This is a genomic window from Fusicatenibacter saccharivorans (assembly GCF_015557635.1).
In the GTDB taxonomy this organism is placed as follows: Bacteria; Bacillota; Clostridia; order Lachnospirales; family Lachnospiraceae; genus Fusicatenibacter; species Fusicatenibacter saccharivorans.
Genome location: NZ_JADNOP010000014.1, coordinates 73,967 through 89,543, shown reverse-complemented (window position 1 = coordinate 89,543; position 15,577 = coordinate 73,967). Strand labels below are relative to the sequence as shown.

Annotated in this window: 16 protein-coding genes; all 16 read right to left on the bottom strand. The window is 43.9% G+C overall.

Annotated elements, in window-relative coordinates; translation table 11 throughout:
• Window positions 1-20: 20 nt before the first annotated feature.
• The gene (locus tag I2G42_RS12440; RefSeq protein WP_055265040.1) at window positions 21-1,220 is read right to left on the bottom strand and encodes a glycosyltransferase; all 1,200 of its coding nucleotides are present in this window, start codon (window positions 1,218-1,220) and stop codon (window positions 21-23) included.
• Window positions 1,220-2,329 carry a YkvI family membrane protein gene (locus I2G42_RS12435; protein WP_055265042.1) on the bottom strand — a complete coding sequence of 370 codons (1,110 nt, stop codon included), beginning with the start codon at window positions 2,327-2,329 and terminating at the stop codon, window positions 1,220-1,222. The genes I2G42_RS12440 and I2G42_RS12435 overlap by 1 nt, the downstream gene beginning before the upstream one ends.
• 9 nt (window positions 2,330-2,338) lie before the next feature.
• Window positions 2,339-3,508 (bottom strand): ATP-grasp domain-containing protein, encoded by a 1,170-nt coding sequence (locus tag I2G42_RS12430; RefSeq protein ID WP_055265044.1) that lies wholly within the window; start codon window positions 3,506-3,508, stop codon window positions 2,339-2,341.
• 36 nt (window positions 3,509-3,544) lie between these two features.
• Window positions 3,545-4,663 (bottom strand): glycosyltransferase family 4 protein, encoded by a 1,119-nt coding sequence (locus tag I2G42_RS12425; RefSeq protein ID WP_055265046.1) that lies wholly within the window; start codon window positions 4,661-4,663, stop codon window positions 3,545-3,547.
• 861 nt (window positions 4,664-5,524) lie between these two features.
• Window positions 5,525-6,754, bottom strand: a complete 1,230-nt coding sequence (locus I2G42_RS12420; protein WP_195531109.1) for a peptidase U32 family protein — start codon at window positions 6,752-6,754, stop codon at window positions 5,525-5,527.
• The gene (locus I2G42_RS12415; RefSeq protein WP_195531108.1) at window positions 6,751-7,416 is read right to left on the bottom strand and encodes an O-methyltransferase; all 666 of its coding nucleotides are present in this window, start codon (window positions 7,414-7,416) and stop codon (window positions 6,751-6,753) included. The genes I2G42_RS12420 and I2G42_RS12415 overlap by 4 nt, the downstream gene beginning before the upstream one ends.
• A 30-nt stretch (window positions 7,417-7,446) precedes the next feature.
• Complete coding sequence (locus I2G42_RS12410; protein WP_055228329.1) at window positions 7,447-7,860, bottom strand: hypothetical protein; 414 nt, start codon at window positions 7,858-7,860, stop codon at window positions 7,447-7,449.
• 26 nt (window positions 7,861-7,886) lie between these two features.
• The gene (locus tag I2G42_RS12405; protein ID WP_195531107.1) at window positions 7,887-8,222 is read right to left on the bottom strand and encodes a YlbF/YmcA family competence regulator; all 336 of its coding nucleotides are present in this window, start codon (window positions 8,220-8,222) and stop codon (window positions 7,887-7,889) included.
• 5 nt (window positions 8,223-8,227) lie between these two features.
• The gene (locus tag I2G42_RS12400; protein WP_055218756.1) at window positions 8,228-9,892 is read right to left on the bottom strand and encodes a ribonuclease J; all 1,665 of its coding nucleotides are present in this window, start codon (window positions 9,890-9,892) and stop codon (window positions 8,228-8,230) included.
• Window positions 9,893-10,070: 178 nt separating this feature from the next.
• Window positions 10,071-10,331, bottom strand: a complete 261-nt coding sequence (locus I2G42_RS12395) for a DUF1292 domain-containing protein (RefSeq protein WP_055265056.1) — start codon at window positions 10,329-10,331, stop codon at window positions 10,071-10,073.
• Between the two features lie 15 nt (window positions 10,332-10,346).
• Complete coding sequence (gene ruvX / locus I2G42_RS12390) at window positions 10,347-10,790, bottom strand: Holliday junction resolvase RuvX (protein WP_119208697.1); 444 nt, start codon at window positions 10,788-10,790, stop codon at window positions 10,347-10,349.
• An 11-nt stretch (window positions 10,791-10,801) separates the two neighbouring features.
• Entirely contained in the window at window positions 10,802-11,065 is a 264-nt protein-coding gene (locus I2G42_RS12385; protein ID WP_022461716.1) for an IreB family regulatory phosphoprotein, read from the bottom strand.
• A gap of 206 nt (window positions 11,066-11,271) precedes the next feature.
• Window positions 11,272-13,044 (bottom strand): glycoside hydrolase family 3 N-terminal domain-containing protein, encoded by a 1,773-nt coding sequence (locus tag I2G42_RS12380; RefSeq protein WP_243277181.1) that lies wholly within the window; start codon window positions 13,042-13,044, stop codon window positions 11,272-11,274.
• 216 nt (window positions 13,045-13,260) lie between these two features.
• Window positions 13,261-14,871, bottom strand: coding sequence for a hypothetical protein (locus I2G42_RS12375; protein ID WP_055228325.1), 1,611 nt, complete (start codon window positions 14,869-14,871; stop codon window positions 13,261-13,263).
• On the bottom strand, window positions 14,864-15,277 hold the full coding sequence (gene tnpA, locus I2G42_RS12370) for an IS200/IS605 family transposase (protein WP_055228324.1): 414 nt from the start codon (window positions 15,275-15,277) through the stop codon (window positions 14,864-14,866). The genes I2G42_RS12375 and tnpA overlap by 8 nt, the downstream gene beginning before the upstream one ends.
• A complete protein-coding gene (locus tag I2G42_RS12365) occupies window positions 15,255-15,452 on the bottom strand; it encodes a hypothetical protein (RefSeq protein ID WP_055228323.1) in 198 nt (65 codons plus the stop codon). The genes tnpA and I2G42_RS12365 overlap by 23 nt, the downstream gene beginning before the upstream one ends.
• Window positions 15,453-15,577: the final 125 nt, after the last annotated feature.

Genomic DNA, 15,577 nt, shown 5'->3' with positions numbered 1-15,577 from the left:
CTTCTCCTCACATATCAGTCTTACTGATACACCTTCATAATTTTCTCGTAATACTCATCGATGGTATCGAAGCTGATGTCCTTGCAGTTCTTGCTATATTCTTCGCACAGCTTCTTATCACCCCAGAGTTTCTCAACCTTCTTCTTCAGGTCTTCGGCGTTACCGCTCTTAAACAGTTCACCGGTCTTACCAACCTGAATCAGTTCCGGGATACCACCGATGTCTGCTCCCAGCACCGGTGTGCCGTACATCTGAGATTCCATCACGGAGAACGGACAGTTCTCGTACCACTCAGACGGGTAGATGGAGAACCGTGCTTCACGGATAAGTTTCTCCAGTTCCTCACCCTTCTGGAAACCCACGTTCTTGATGTTCTTCACACCATTTACCGTTTCTTCCAGTGGCCCAGTGCCGGCGAAGATGAACTGCACATCCGGCAGTTCCTTGCAGACCTTGATGAGTGTGCCGATGCCCTTCTCCTCGGAGAAGCGACCAAAGTAGAGGACGTAATCCTTCTTCGGTGTTTCTTTCCACTCCACCTTGTCGATGAAGTTGTGCATTGCCACCGTTTTCTTTGCAAACAGCGGATTGCTGTCCATCTTGCTCTTCATGAACTCAGAGCAGCAGATCATTGTGTCAATGTACTTGTAGGTACCCTTCCACTTCCAGAACTCTGCTTCCATCATGCCGATGGCAGACTTAGCCGTGGAACCGTGGATGCACTTGCCTTTCATGCAGTTCATAAAGTGGCCGCCGAGGCACTTCTCACAGTTCTGGTGAGTGTTCGGATTGTTCAGCATGTGGTTCGGACAGACCAGCTGGTAATCGTGCGCTGTGAAGACAATCTTACACTTATGCCCCGTCTCCTTACGCCACTTCACGATTTCCAGAATCATAGAAGGCGTCAACTGGTAGTTGAAGTTGTTCAGGTGACAGACATCCGGCTGGAAGTCATCCAGAACTTTTCTCAGCTGTACCCGTGCTTCCTTACTGTAAATCGTCTTGATCGGATAGGTCAGCTTACTCAGTTTGCTTCCACCGTGGAAGTCCATGTCACTCGTGTAAGCATTAACCCGGTTGCCAACGCAACGACCTTTATGATCCATACCGAAGTATTGAACCTCGTGTCCATGCTGCCCCAATGCCTCTCCCAGCTTGAATATGTACGTTTCTGATCCACCATTTGGGTGTAAAAATTTATTAATTATTATGACGTTCATTATGCACTATAGCCTCTTCGTATTATTTTTGTTTTAAGATCGTATATAATCATGAAAATCATAAGGATAAATCCAAGATAGCCATTAATACCATACAGGATATTAATCAATCCTTGATAAGGAACGAAACAAGCAATTGCACATCCGACAACTCCACTAAAAATTGTAATTAACGTATACTTTTTAGTTTTTTCAGTGGCTACTTTCCTAACTCCTGTCCACAAAAGCGGAACTGCTGAGGTATAAATCCCTATACAAATTACAATAGCAAAAATCTGCGCAAACCATGGTGAAATCTGAGTTGCTAAAACCAATGCCGGAATATCCATTCCTGCTATCATCCCAATATGTCCTATCAATGCCAAACAACATATTGCCGATGTTACAAATATAAATATACTAGATAAAATCACTCCTACATTAACCTGCTTTATTTCATTTTTCGCTCCAATTTCCGTTAGAAAACTTGCAAACCATAGAATCACAAATCCCCCATACGACGCTCCCGCCAATAGAGGATTTCCATTACCCACTTGTTTAATGCTATCCAAAAACATTCCCTTATCTAATGCTTCCATGTTCATTTGAACATCCGGGATTCCCGTAATTGCCGTCACAACAGAAACAATAAGAATCATCACTATTATAACTATTCCCATCTTACTTAATGCGTTAACAATACCATCAAGTCCTAAAAGTACGGTAAGAATAACACATATCGTTAAAAAAATAGCACCCACACCATTTGGTAGGCCCCATTGTTGCGATGCCGTCGAATTTGCTCCACCACACATCACTACATAACTCATATAGCAAAACAGTGCTGCAAAATAATCAAAAAAGACAGAAGCTGCTTGTCCAATTTTCTTTCCGAACACGCCACAATAAACACCATATATGTCTCCGCCTCGCTTTAACTTAAGGTGACTTCCATTTGAAGCAAAAGACACATTTGTATATATATATATAAGTGCTGCTGATATTATCGCAATTGGAAACAATGATCCATATGACGCTTCATACTGTACAACTTCTTGCATTGTTGCAAATCCTGCACCTATATAAAAAGATATGCATGCACCACATATAGCTAAACATTTTTTATTCATATACTCTTTTTACCTTCTAATGATTTTATTTACTGTTTTTCTAAAAATACTTTTTCCTTTATAAAGCCAAACTGATATAAAAGGCTTCATATCGTCCTTATTATAGAAATATAAACAATCTGCTGCCTTTATCTCTCTAATCCACTTCCCAATACCAATCATTTTAAACCTACGTACTCGTTGCTCAAAATCAGGGACTTCTGCTATAGCCTTATAATTATCCGGCACTTTTTTTTCAATATTCTTCCATTCCAACTCACCAATCATTGCTTTCGACCATAAATATGGCAAGTTCATTCCTACTTTCGTAGAAGCATAACTCCAAGTCGAATTTCTAAAGTTAATTTCCAAAAACCAGAGTTCTTCATTTTGGTCAATCATAAATTCAACCTCAAAAATTCCCTCATATCCTATTTCCGAAATCATCTTTTCAAGAGTATTTTTGAGTTTATCGTCCGTCGCATTACTCACCACCATTGCCATGCTATAATAATCAGGAAGTATATAGGTATATCGAGCTTTTATTGCGAAAAGTGTCTTCTTTCCCTGCTCTGCCGAAAAGCCTTCCAATGTCATCTCTGTTTTCTTTTTTATATATGATTGAAGGAGTAATGTATTTCCTTTAATTTTTTTGTATGCTTTTTTTAGTTCTTCCTTATTTGAGCAAATATAATAATCTTGCTTCCAGCCTTCATAAGACTCAATTGGTTTCGTGATAACTGGATATGTTATATCGACAGGAATTTCTCCACAATTAACTTTCCATGACTTAGCAACATTAAGTCCACATTTCCGAGCTAGTTCATATAACACATTTTTATCCTGATAATGTGCAATTCTTCCAGATGCACCTGCATTATTCACATAGAATTTGCTCTTAATACTGTCATATAATTTATCAAAGCTCCTAACCACAATGTCATCGCAAGCTATTATTACTGGTTTCAAGCTTTCGTCTCCATACTTATTTACGATTTCATCAACCGCAATATTATAATCATCAACCATGTGAAGTTCAGAAATATACCTACTACATGATGCAATTTTAGTTCTACTATTCTTCTTAATATACGCAATTGGAGCAATTCCCTCTTCTCCTAAACTCCGAATAACACCTAATGGAGTATAATGTTCTTCACCAACTACTATTATTTTATGGCCATTAATATTGTTCTTCATTTTTTCCACCCAACAAATCTATTTTAGTTTTTAGCATTATCTATATAATTTCATCGTTTCATCTACAACAGCATCCCAGTTGTATTTCTCACAGATAAAATCAGCTGCCTGTTTTTTTATCTCCATAACTTTTTCAGGATGATTGCAAGCATCTTGCAGCTTATCTCTAAGATCACCGACATCCGATTTTTTGAAGATTAGCGCCTTATCTTCTACGACTTCGGCACACTCTGGAATATCAGAAACCAGACAGCAATTACCATAACTCATAGCTTCCAACAGACTCAAAGGCATTCCTTCCAAATCAGAAGGCAATGTGTAAATATACGCGTTACTGTACAGCTCATCCAACATCTGTCCCTGCACAAATCCAGTAAAGATGATTCTCTCATCACCTTTTGCCAGCTCTTTCAGTTCTTTCATAAAGGAATCCGTATCGCTAGATCCACCAGCAATGACCAATTTCTTATCTGTTTTGACGTTCTTAAATGCCTCAACCAGATACCGAATACCCTTTTCTGGCACCAATCTGCCAAGGAACAATATGTAGGAATCTTTCATAAGTCCAAATTTTTCTATTATTAAACCAGCTTCTCGAATTTCTGGTCTGTTCACACCATTCGGAATGAAATGTGTCTCTCTGCCATAGGTGTCCTTGAAGTAATCCTGAACACCTTTACTCAGGACAATGATTTCATCCGCATACTTTACAGCATTTTTTTCGCCCTGTCGGATAAACTTGGAACCAAAGCCGGATTTCCATTTTTCGCGTTGCCAGTCTATACCATGAATTGTAACTATGATTCTCTTTCCAAGCATCTTTGGCAGCCATGAGAAAAAAGCCGGACCTTCTGCATGGATATGAACCACATCATACTTTCCAAAAGCACTATACAAAGCTGCGAAGAAAGAGGAACTCACGGCTGCAAGGCCTTTTCTCTCAATGGTCGGAACAAACTTCTGTCGGATTCCATCGTATTCAATTTTATTGTCATACTCTGCACCGCTCACATGGTGGCCAGACCTGTTGTAACAGGTAACCTGACATCCATCTCGTGCCATTCTGGTACATAGTTCCTTTACAACTATCTCTATCCCACCCTCACGGGACAGTCGTTTTTGTCCGAACATGGACACCGCAAATTTATCTTTCATAATGTTCTCCAACCAATATTGTCCCCTCTGCTCCTTTTTATATCTATCTACACACCCTTATCGGATGGTATTTCTCTCTCATTCTCCCGTGTGTTCATCACACGGCTTTTTTCTCCACTTTTTCTCTACATATCTTCATCCAGACAGGTTTACTCAATAAAATCAGTTGCATTTTTCCCTGCTTTTCACCGGCGCATATTTATTCGCCGCATTCTCCACCCTCTACATCAAAGTGTTGATCTGTAGAGTAAACTCGCTTTTCTTCACATGTTTTGCCAGTTTCTCCCATTCCATTATTTTTGTAATAATCATACAAACAGCCCAATCATTCTTATCGCAACCTGTACAATGATTTAGTCATCTTTTATGATGTCTACACAACGGAATATTAGTAGTTTTCGACCGTTACTCAACGACACGCAGATAAATGCAGTTATCAGTATCAACGCCCTACTACACAAAGCATGATTTTCACAGTAAAATGCGGCAAATATTTATGCAAAAAAGCGTATATTTGTATGTATATTCAACTCCACCATTGACCATCAGACCTCAACTGATTTTGTTGAGTAGACATTGCCAGTTATATACATTCCGTTTGTAATGATACTTAACATATTTTTGTGACTTATGGCCTATTAAAACAGCATTTAGCCTTAGTCCAATAATATCATGTACATTCTAGCTTATTTGCTCCAGTTTGTAAACATTATGAAGCAACTTTTTTCACAGAATGTCGAACTTTTTCCTATTTGTTTCTTTTATCATTACCATTATTTTACATAATCTCTATTCGCACAAAAAAAGGATTAGCAGCCTTTCGAAAATGACACGTTCCTAATCCCCTTTTATTTTCCTATCCTATTCCATTTCTTTCCTTCTCAAAATATCAAACCTATCCAATTCCACGCCAAGATCAATCCACAATTTCTGCTTCGGATGCGGCGCACTCTCCATCTGGTTCCCTTCATCATCCCAGATCCCCTTCACCGTAACGCAGACATTCTCCCCATCCGGTTTCATCACTTCAATCTCTTCCCCAACCGAAAACTTATTCCTCTGCTCAATCGCATATCTGCTTTTTTCATTCTTCTCCCCAACAATCCCCAGATACGTATACTCCTTCACATACGTATTACTATCATAAATCTGGCTCTCATGATCCGGCTTCCCATAGAAAAATCCCGTCGTAAACTGCCTGTACGTACAGTTCGAGATCTGATCCCGATACCATTCCATATTCTCCTCATACTTCTTAGGGCTCTCCAGATAATCATCAATCGCCTTCCGATACGTCCTTGCCACCGTCGCCACATACAGCGCCGTCTTCATTCTTCCTTCAATCTTATAACTGTCAATCCCCGCATCCAACAAATCCGGGATATGCTCAATCATACAAAGGTCTTTCGAGTTAAAGATATACGTCCCTCTCTCATTCTCATACACCGGCAGATACTCCCCCGGTCTGGACTCTTCCACGACCGCATACTTCCACCGGCACGGATGTGTACAAGCCCCCTGGTTCGCATCTCTTCCCGTGAAATAATTGGACAGCAGACATCTACCCGAGTACGAAATACACATCGCCCCATGAATAAACGTCTCGATCTCCATCTCCTCCGGAATATGCTCCCGAATCTCTTTGATCTCCGCCAGAGACAGTTCTCTTGCCGTCACGACACGTTTCGCTCCCTGCTCATACCAGAACTGATACGTCCCATAGTTCGTATTATTCGCCTGTGTACTGATATGCCGCTCAATCTCCGGGCACACTTCCATCGCAATCCGATACACTCCCGGATCCGAAATAATGAGTGCATCCGGCCCGATCTCTTTTAATTCGGCAAAGTAAGCGCACACGCCCTCAAGATCCTGGTTATGTGCCAGAATATTCGCGGTGACATAGACCTTTACGCCATGCTCATGCGCAAACTCCACGCCTTCTTTCATATCTTCCATCGAAAAGTTCTTCGCCTTCGCGCGGAGTCCGAAGACTTCTCCGCCGATATATACGGCATCTGCGCCGAAGATCACTGCTACTTTTAATACTTCCAGACTGCTGGCTGGAACCAGTAATTCCGGTTTTCTCATGTTGTTTCCTCTCTCTTCTCATGGCTTTTCATCGTAATCGCGATTCCATCTCCCAGCGGCACGACCGATGTCAGCAGCCCTTCATTGTGTGTCAGTTCAAATAAGTATTCCCGCATCCGTTTGTGGATCGTGCGGTTCCGGCGTTCCACGGCGAAGCGGGATTCGATGACGTCGCCATCCTGCAGCACATTGTCAGTAATCAGCACGCCTTTTTCGTCGAGAAGGCGTAAGACCTCCGGCAGGAAATGGATGTACTGTCCCTTTGCGGCATCCATAAAGATAAAATCGTACGGGCCGTCCAGGGTTTTTAAGACTTCTGCAGCGTCTCCCGGAATCAGGGTAATGTGGTCGGCAAAGCCGGATTTTTCGAAGTTCTCCCGTGCGATCGGGATGCGTTTTTCGTAATTTTCTATTGTGGTAATCTCTGCGTCCGGTTCGCCGTACTGTGCCATGAAAACAGCAGAGAATCCTACGGCAGTTCCTACCTCCAGGATTCTCTTTGGCTGTTTCATCTTTAAGAATACTTTTAAAAAGCTCTGCATTTCACGGCGAATGATCGGCACCCGGTCCTGTTTGGCCGTCCGCTCCAGATTTTCCAGAAACGGGGTGTGGCCGGTGTCCAGGGAATTGATGTAGGTTACCATTCGTTCGTCTATTATCATGTAAGATTCCTCTTGTTTTGCAAACGTGCGTTATTCCGCGGACGGCTGTCCTTCGGTGTTGACGCCCGCCAGAATTTCCAGCATTTCATCGACGGTCTGTGCGGTGTTCAGCACGTAGGAACCGTCCTTGATGCCGCCGTAGTAGCCGGACAGGCGGTACTGGACTTCGAAAACCAGAAGGCTTTCGTCGATCAGTCCGTTGTCTTTCAGGAGTTCGCCAAGTTCTTTCGCCTCCATGCCGGAACGCACCTGTACGGTGACTTCCTTTCCTTTTCCTCTGGATGCGACTGGCTCCTCAGCAAACACGTCATGTCCAAACTGATATGAAGTTTTCGCTGCTAGAATGATCACAAGAATTACGCAGACGTAAATGAGCAGGCGCACGGTTCCTTTCGCACCTGTCAGCGCTGCGTGGTATCCGGCATCCCTTTTCTTTTCGGACATGGGCGCTCTCCTTTTGATTTTCGGTTTTAGATTTCCGGTACGCCGATGCGGATTTCTTCTGAAATACGGTCCTGCACCTTCTGTACCATCTTACAGACCTCAAGCTCCGCCTCAAGATAAGCGTTTGCCTTCTCGCTTTTGCGGAGTGCGTAGGAATCCCGCTCCAGGGAATCTACCGCATCGTAAAGGTCTACGTTTTCGGACTGCTGCAGTCGGTAGTTGCGGATTCGATAGTCGTCGACCCGGCTTTTTAAGTCCGGGTCTTTTTCAAGTTCCTCTTCCATCCACAAGTAATTCTGATATGCCCTGCTCTCCCTCATTTCTTCGATGAGCGCATCCAGACATTCTGTTACTTTGTACATGGTATTTATGCCTCCATGATGATCGGAAGGATCATCGGTCTTCTCTTTGTTTTCTTCCATACATAATCGCCGAGGGCATCTTTGATCGTGGATTTGATCTTGCCCCAGTCGGAGATATTTTTGGAAAGGCAGCCATCCAGCGCCTCTTCTACAACTTCTCTTGCCTCGCCCATCAAATCCTCGGATTCGCGTACATAGACGAAACCGCGGGATACGATGTCCGGGCCGGCCAGAAGCTGGTTCGTTCTCTTTTCGAGAGTCAGTACAACGACCATGATTCCGTCCTCGGACAGATGCTGGCGGTCACGCAGGACGATATTTCCTACATCACCAACGCCGAGTCCGTCGACCATGATGGCTCCGGTGTGGACTTTGCCAGTTACTGCTGCGCCGTCCTCATCGAGTTCCATGACATCACCGGAATACATGAGGAAGATGTTCTCTTTCGGGATGCCGAGGCTCTGTGCTACTTCTGCGTGTGCTTTTAAGTGACGGTATTCGCCGTGTACCGGGATCGCGTATTTCGGTTTTACCAGGGAGTAGATCAGCTTGATTTCCTCCTGGCAGGCATGTCCGGATACGTGAACGTCCTGGAATACGACGTTGGCACCCTGTGCAGACAGTTCGTTGATGACGTTCGAAACGGCTTTTTCATTTCCCGGGATCGGGTGGGAACTGAAGATCACGGTGTCGCCCGGCAGGATCGAGATCTTTTTGTGCAGATGTGCCGCCATACGGGACAGTGCTGCCATGGACTCGCCCTGGCTTCCGGTGGTGATCAGGACAAGCTGCTCGCCGGTGTAGTTTTTCATCTGTTCCACATCGATCAGGGTATTTTCCGGGATATTGATGTAGCCCAGCTCCTGCGCGATGGAGATGATGTTGACCATACTGCGGCCTTCGATGACAACTTTACGGCCATATTTATAAGCAGAGTTGATGATCTGCTGCACACGGTCGACGTTCGATGCGAAGGTTGCGATGATGATTCGGGAATTCTGATGCTCGGCAAACAGGCCGTCGATCGTCTTTCCTACGGTCCGCTCGGACATGGTAAAGCCAGGCCGCTCTGCATTGGTACTGTCGCACATCAGTGCCAGAACGCCTTTCTTTCCGATCTCTGCGAATCTCTGCAGGTCGATGACATCACCAAAGACTGGTGTGTAATCGACTTTGAAGTCTCCGGTGTGGACGATGATGCCAGCCGGGGAGTAGATTGCCAGTGCTGCTGCATCTGCAATACTGTGGTTTGTTTTGATAAACTCAATGCGGAATGCGCCCAGGTTGATGGACTGTCCGTGTTTGATGATTTTCCGTTTTGTGGTACGGAGCAGGTTGTGCTCCTTTAATTTGTTTTCGATCAGGCCAATCGTCAGTTTGGTGGCGTAGACCGGTACATTCACTTCTTTTAAGATGTAAGGCAGGGCTCCGATATGGTCCTCGTGGCCGTGGGTGATGACGAAGCCTTTGACTTTGTCGATGTTTTCTTTCAGATATGTTACATCCGGGATGACCAGGTCGATACCGAGCATGTCGTCTTCCGGGAATGCAAGTCCGCAGTCTACGACGATGATACTGTCCTCATACTCGAAAACGGTGATGTTCATACCGATCTGTTCCAGACCGCCAAGCGGTATAATTTTTAATTTACTTCCATTATTCTTTTTCAAATAGCACCTCCGCGCATGTTTTCCAAACGATTCCGTTACCGGTACGGCTTCACGCACGCATCCCCTGAGCGTCACTTCAGGCTGATGGAGCATGTCCCGCACCTGCAGGATTTGCCCTTTAAAGCGCTGTCCCGGTCCCGCTTCGTCTGCGTCCCGGTATGGCTTCAAAACGGCTGGTTCAATAGGTGATGTCTGCCTCGTCATCCAACATGGAAGCAAATACGCCGGAAACGGCATCGAATTCGGTGTCGTCTTCTACCACAACATACTCTGCCTCTGCGTCGGTGTCGGTGGAGATATCCTTCAGAATATAGGCATTTGCCTCGTCGTCCTTTGAATCGGATACCAGAATATAGTTGACTCCGTTGATTCTGGTCTGCTCCTCCACGTAAAATTCTTCTTTGCCGCCATCATCTGTTACAAATGTTATTTTTTCCATACAATATTCCTTTGTTCAGTTTTCCTGTGATTCCTTCTGATGGAAAAGATAGTCCAGATATCCCTGCAGGATAAAAACAGCTGCAATCATATCTACGTACTCCTTGCGGTTTTCCCTGCGGATTCCGGTTTCCATCATGGTGCGGTCTGCTTCGACCGTTGTCAGCCGCTCGTCCCACATAACAACGGGCAGGCCTGTCCGTCTCTCCAGCATTTCTTTGAACTCGAGAGATTTTTCGGCCCGCTCTCCGATGTCGTTGTTCATATGTTTCGGGAAGCCGAGTACGATTTTTTCCACGCCGTACTCTTTTGCTATCTCTTCAATCCGGGCCAGCGTCTGACGCAGCTTATTCTCCGATTTTCTGCGGACAATTTCGATTCCCTGCGCAGTAAGACCCAGGGCGTCGCTGACTGCCACCCCTACTGTTTTTGAGCCGTAATCTAATCCCATTATTCTCATAGTAATTACGCTCACTTCCAGGATTCATTTTTGATGTACTCTTTTAACAGTTCCTCTACCAGCTCGTCACGCTCTACTTTCATGATCAGGCTTCTGGCTCCCTTAAAGCTTGTGATGTACGTCGGGTCGCCTGACATGATATAGCCTACGATCTGGTTGACTGGATTATACCCTTTTTCTACCATGGCGTTGTAAACGGTTTCGAGTACCTCTTTTACCTGAATCTCCGGCTCTGTTTTTACTTTAAAATATTGTGTGTTACTTAATCCTGACATTCTTTTCACGTCCTCGTATTTATTGATATCATTTATATTCTAATACATGTTATGGGAAATTTCAATCGTGAAATTGCCCAACTATTTGAATGTTACAGTTCACTGCATCTCAGCGAACTGTAATATTCAAAGCCCGCATGGAAAATTTTGCTTTGCGAAGTGGCGGCAGCTATTTCTGATGTTATTTTATCCCTGAAAACGCCGCATTATTCATATGAATTGGAAGTAAAAATCATTTCCAGAATTCTCTGGGCACAGGCGGTCAGGTCTTTTTCCTCGAGATACTGGTCATTTTCGGCACTCAGCGCATCCAGGATTTCGCGGCGGTCGGTGTCGGTTCCCGGCATCACAAGATCGTTTCCGGCAGCGATGCATTTTGCGGCAGAGGAGCCTCCGTCGGCGTTTGTTGTGGTCCAGTCTGTCATGATGATGCCGGCAAAGCCCCATTCCTTTCTTGCAGCGGTTGTGCACAGATCGTAGCTGTTGGCGGTGTGGACACCGTTTACCTTGTTGTAGGAGGTCATGATCGCTTTTGGCTGGGATTCTTTGATTGCAATTTCGAAGCCCTTCAGATAGATCTCACGCAGAGCGCGCTCGGAGACGATGCTCGATACGCCGCGGCGGTTTTCTTCCTGATTGTTGCAGGCGTAATGTTTGATGGTCGTTCCGACCCCGTACCGGCTCTGGACGCCTCTTGTGAGGGCTGCCGCCATTTTTCCGCTGACAAGCGGATCCTCAGAATAGTATTCGAAGTTGCGTCCGCAGAGCGGATTGCGGTGGATGTTCATGCCCGGTGCAAGCCAGAGGGTCACGCCGAACTCCTCCAGCTCTGCGCCGATCATGCGGCCTACTTCCTCGAGAAGCTCTGTGTCGAATGTCTGCGCCAGAAGCGTTCCGACCGGGATCGCACTGCAGTACTGATAATAATCTTCTCCGTCGGTGTGGAGGAATTCGGTTCCGAAAATACGGTTCTCGAGACGCTGATACATGTTCATTTTGTAAACACTGCCGTCCGACGGATTTTTCTGATAATGGGAGGTGATGCGGATGCCTGCCGGCCCGTCAGCCAGAATGACATTGGCAACACCGTATTTTTCCAGCAAAGAGGCGGTTGTCTCCCCGGCCGCACCCGGTACGGTAACGGCAGCGGCTCCAATAATTTCTTTGCTTCCGCTGCTGCGGCGGCCGCAGACAAGCGCCGTTTTTTCTTCCGGGGTCAGCTTTTGAACGAGTTCGGCGGCTTTTTCCATTGCCAGGCGCCGTCTTTCTTCCCATTTCGGCTGTTCTGCTCCACATCTGCAGTTTCCGGCGTCCTCTTTCGCTTCTGTTGTTTCTGCTTCAAATTCACAGCCGTTGGCATCGCATTCCTTTGCTTCTGCTGCATTTGTTTTTCCGAATTTCAGAATTTTATACATTTCTTCGGCACTCTTTCCATCGTGGATCAGACCTTTTTCGTCCAGGAACAGCAGCGGGATTTCTGCTTTCTTTTCTTCCCACATCTGCTCCCGTTCTGCTCTCCAGCGCTCCTCTTGTTCCTCTTCCGGCTGAATTTCCTTTAATGCGTCGAGCAGCGGGCAGATGTTGGTCAGATGCTCGGTTTCCACGGTTTTATCAAGTGTCAGTCTCGCAGCCAGGGTTACATCCCGGCTTGAGGTTCCGACCAGAAAATCATAGTCTCCGGCCTCCATACAGTATACGGCTTTGCCTGTCCGGTAGGATTCCAGCAGGACAGTTGGTACCTTAAGGTGCAGTGTCTCGGATTCTCCCGGCTGCAGCAGTGCTGTTTTTCCAAAAGCGACCAGACGTTTTCTCTCTTTTTTCAGTTTTCCAAACGGGCAGGCAGCGTAAATCTGTACAACTTCTTTTCCGGCACAGGAGCCGGTGTTTGTTACTTTTACGGTTACTGTGATTGTTTTTGGCTCTGCATCCGGCTTCCACGCTGCATTTTCTGTTGCTACGTCAAAGGTCGTATAGGACATTCCATATCCGAACGGCTGACGACTCCCACGGGCAAGCCCGTGGGGTTCTTACTACCAAGTTTAGCTTGTAATCGTACATCATTCTCAGACTTTGGAATACAAGTGTAAGTCTATTTGAGTAAGGACTTTTATTGCCGGGCAGTCCTACGACCACATTGACGGCAAATTTCTATCTTTTGATAAGGAAGTATCGTCAATCTCCCTAACGTATTTCATTTATGCTGTTTTTATTCCACTATTTAAAATTTTAATCTGATTCGCCTGAATCCATTCAATTAAGGCTTTTTCCCTCTTGTAATGTTTTTCAAATTCTGTTCTACATTTTGTTTTATTTATCTCTTCTATTTTATCATCGTAACAGTATAGTAAAAATGAGGAATACCAGTCTCGCTGTACCAATGTTCCATCCACTAAATGATACATTCTATCCGACAACTTCTTTTTGACATAAGCATCTGCGGTATGGTCATATTGACTTGCTCTATAATTGCTCGCCACTTCTATATATCTGCCACCAGACACTTCAAATTTCTTTTCTATTGTCGTTTGAAATCCACCAGGGCATCGATTCTTTATTGATTTACCGAAACGCTTTTTCTTGTTAAACTTACCTTTATTGTTTTTCGTAGTCTCTTTCGCTCGTTTCATAAGTTTACTGGCATTTTTAGGCTCTGTAATCAACACATCTCCAAGGCTTCTTAGATAGTTGGCATCTTCATTTATCGCAAGCTGTCTGTTTCTTTCATTAATACGGCATAATTCTGCGTGTTTCGCTTTCAGTCTTTTATAATGATTCGAGTATTTCCAAATCTTTCGACCTTTTTTAATCGTACCATCCTTATTATAATTCTGTGGATTGGTCGCTCGTCTGCTTCTATCCATTGCACAATAATAAATTCTTTCTAATCGCTCGGATTTTTGAATACTGTTCCCTCTTTCGGATAAGTTTTTAAGACCAACCTCCGTATCCGATGTATAAGCAACGGTCTGCGTTCCAATATCCGCACCAATGATACCTTTTCCAAATTTATGCCTTGGATTCCCAAATCTGTCATATTTCGGTTTTGCTTTCCCCTCAATCGTTAAGTGCAAATACACTCTGTATTTCCCACGAATCAACTTTGGTACAAGCGTAGCATAGCAGGGTCTGTAAGTATTGATACAATACGCTTTCTCTGCAAATATCTGGATTGCTTTCTTATCTATTATTTCAGGTTCAGCAAGGTAATCCAAAACAGCGTGAATTTCATCCGATTGAAATCTATCTTTCAGTTGTATTCCAAACGTAGATTTACCAAATTTAAATTGCAATTGATTCTCTTTCACAGAAATTGGAATCCCACGATTCCTTTGTTTGGCTCGAATACAGGGCAACACTCCATATTTAGAAAAGTGGAGTGTCTTACCATTTGCATATAAGCATTTTTCTATCCCTCTCCAAACATCTTCGGCTTTTGTAAGTGCAAATATAGCATCAATCCCATATTTTTTACCGATTGGTATCATAGATGTTCTACAATCATCCCATGTAACATGATATTGCTTTTGCATTTCATTCAGCTGACGGGCAAGTACTTTTCGTTTCTTTTTCTCTTCTGTAGCACCATAAAGTTTCCGTACTTTCCGATACCTTTTCGTACGGATAAGCTGGTCGTAATTCTTTCTCATAAGACCAACCAGTTCATTTCCTGCTTTTCGAATCTTATCAGAAAGAGCTACCACCTTTTGTATATCAGAAAAAGACATATCGGTTTCTACGACCAGGATATGTCTGTCAGAATGTTTATGAAATTGTCTTAGGCTTTTCTTATATTCCTTCTCATTCATGACTTTTCTGTTCCTCTATATACTGCATTACTGTTGCTTCACTTATCTGTCCCACTGTAGATATAAAATATCCCCTCGACCATAAAACACCACATCTTGCATAAAACCGTTTCAGTGTTGGATATGCCTTAAATAATTCAATCGCACTTTTACTTTTGAGTGTTCTAACCACATCGCAGGGAGCGACTGTTTGTGGCACATCTACAAAAATATGGATATGGTCCGGCATTACTTCAAGTGCTTTAATTCTATATCCGTAATCCTCGCATATTTTTTGTAGTATCTGTTTGAGAGTCATATCTGCTTTCCCATGTAATACAGAAAATCTAAATTTTGGACACCAGATAATATGATATTGTATCAGATACTTGCAATGCGAAGCACTATGATAGGGTTTCCTGCTCATCATTCTGTTCTCCTAACTGATACTTTTCCTGAATTCCTCGACGCATTAAATCAAGGAATGTAATTGTTTTCCCTTCCTCAACAGAATAGATACGAGCAATATTTTCCAGTTCTTTTTTCCACTCCATAGGAATTGAAATGTTAATTTGTACATTGTTTGATTTCGGTCTTCCCATGCACTTAACCTCCTTTTTATCTATGCATATATTATATATCTATTCTATGTAAAAACCAAGTAAAAAATATGTGGCTTTCATCCCACAGGCAAACCTATGGGTTTTCGCCACTAATTTATAACCTC

What these genes read in the sequence shown, in the direction of transcription:
- I2G42_RS12440 (WP_055265040.1), bottom strand. Translation starts at nt 1,220, where the DNA reads ATGAACGTCATAATAATTAATAAATTTTTACACCCAAATGGTGGATCA.
- I2G42_RS12435 (WP_055265042.1), bottom strand. Translation starts at nt 2,329, where the DNA reads ATGAATAAAAAATGTTTAGCTATATGTGGTGCATGCATATCTTTTTAT.
- I2G42_RS12430 (WP_055265044.1), bottom strand. Translation starts at nt 3,508, where the DNA reads ATGAAGAACAATATTAATGGCCATAAAATAATAGTAGTTGGTGAAGAA.
- I2G42_RS12425 (WP_055265046.1), bottom strand. Translation starts at nt 4,663, where the DNA reads ATGAAAGATAAATTTGCGGTGTCCATGTTCGGACAAAAACGACTGTCC.
- I2G42_RS12420 (WP_195531109.1), bottom strand. Translation starts at nt 6,754, where the DNA reads ATGAGAAAACCGGAATTACTGGTTCCAGCCAGCAGTCTGGAAGTATTA.
- I2G42_RS12415 (WP_195531108.1), bottom strand. Translation starts at nt 7,416, where the DNA reads ATGATAATAGACGAACGAATGGTAACCTACATCAATTCCCTGGACACC.
- I2G42_RS12410 (WP_055228329.1), bottom strand. Translation starts at nt 7,860, where the DNA reads ATGTCCGAAAAGAAAAGGGATGCCGGATACCACGCAGCGCTGACAGGT.
- I2G42_RS12405 (WP_195531107.1), bottom strand. Translation starts at nt 8,222, where the DNA reads ATGTACAAAGTAACAGAATGTCTGGATGCGCTCATCGAAGAAATGAGG.
- I2G42_RS12395 (WP_055265056.1), bottom strand. Translation starts at nt 10,331, where the DNA reads ATGGAAAAAATAACATTTGTAACAGATGATGGCGGCAAAGAAGAATTT.
- ruvX (WP_119208697.1), bottom strand. Translation starts at nt 10,790, where the DNA reads ATGAGAATAATGGGATTAGATTACGGCTCAAAAACAGTAGGGGTGGCA.
- I2G42_RS12385 (WP_022461716.1), bottom strand. Translation starts at nt 11,065, where the DNA reads ATGTCAGGATTAAGTAACACACAATATTTTAAAGTAAAAACAGAGCCG.
- I2G42_RS12380 (WP_243277181.1), bottom strand. Translation starts at nt 13,044, where the DNA reads ATGTCCTATACGACCTTTGACGTAGCAACAGAAAATGCAGCGTGGAAG.
- I2G42_RS12375 (WP_055228325.1), bottom strand. Translation starts at nt 14,871, where the DNA reads ATGAATGAGAAGGAATATAAGAAAAGCCTAAGACAATTTCATAAACAT.
- tnpA (WP_055228324.1), bottom strand. Translation starts at nt 15,277, where the DNA reads ATGAGCAGGAAACCCTATCATAGTGCTTCGCATTGCAAGTATCTGATA.
- I2G42_RS12365 (WP_055228323.1), bottom strand. Translation starts at nt 15,452, where the DNA reads ATGGGAAGACCGAAATCAAACAATGTACAAATTAACATTTCAATTCCT.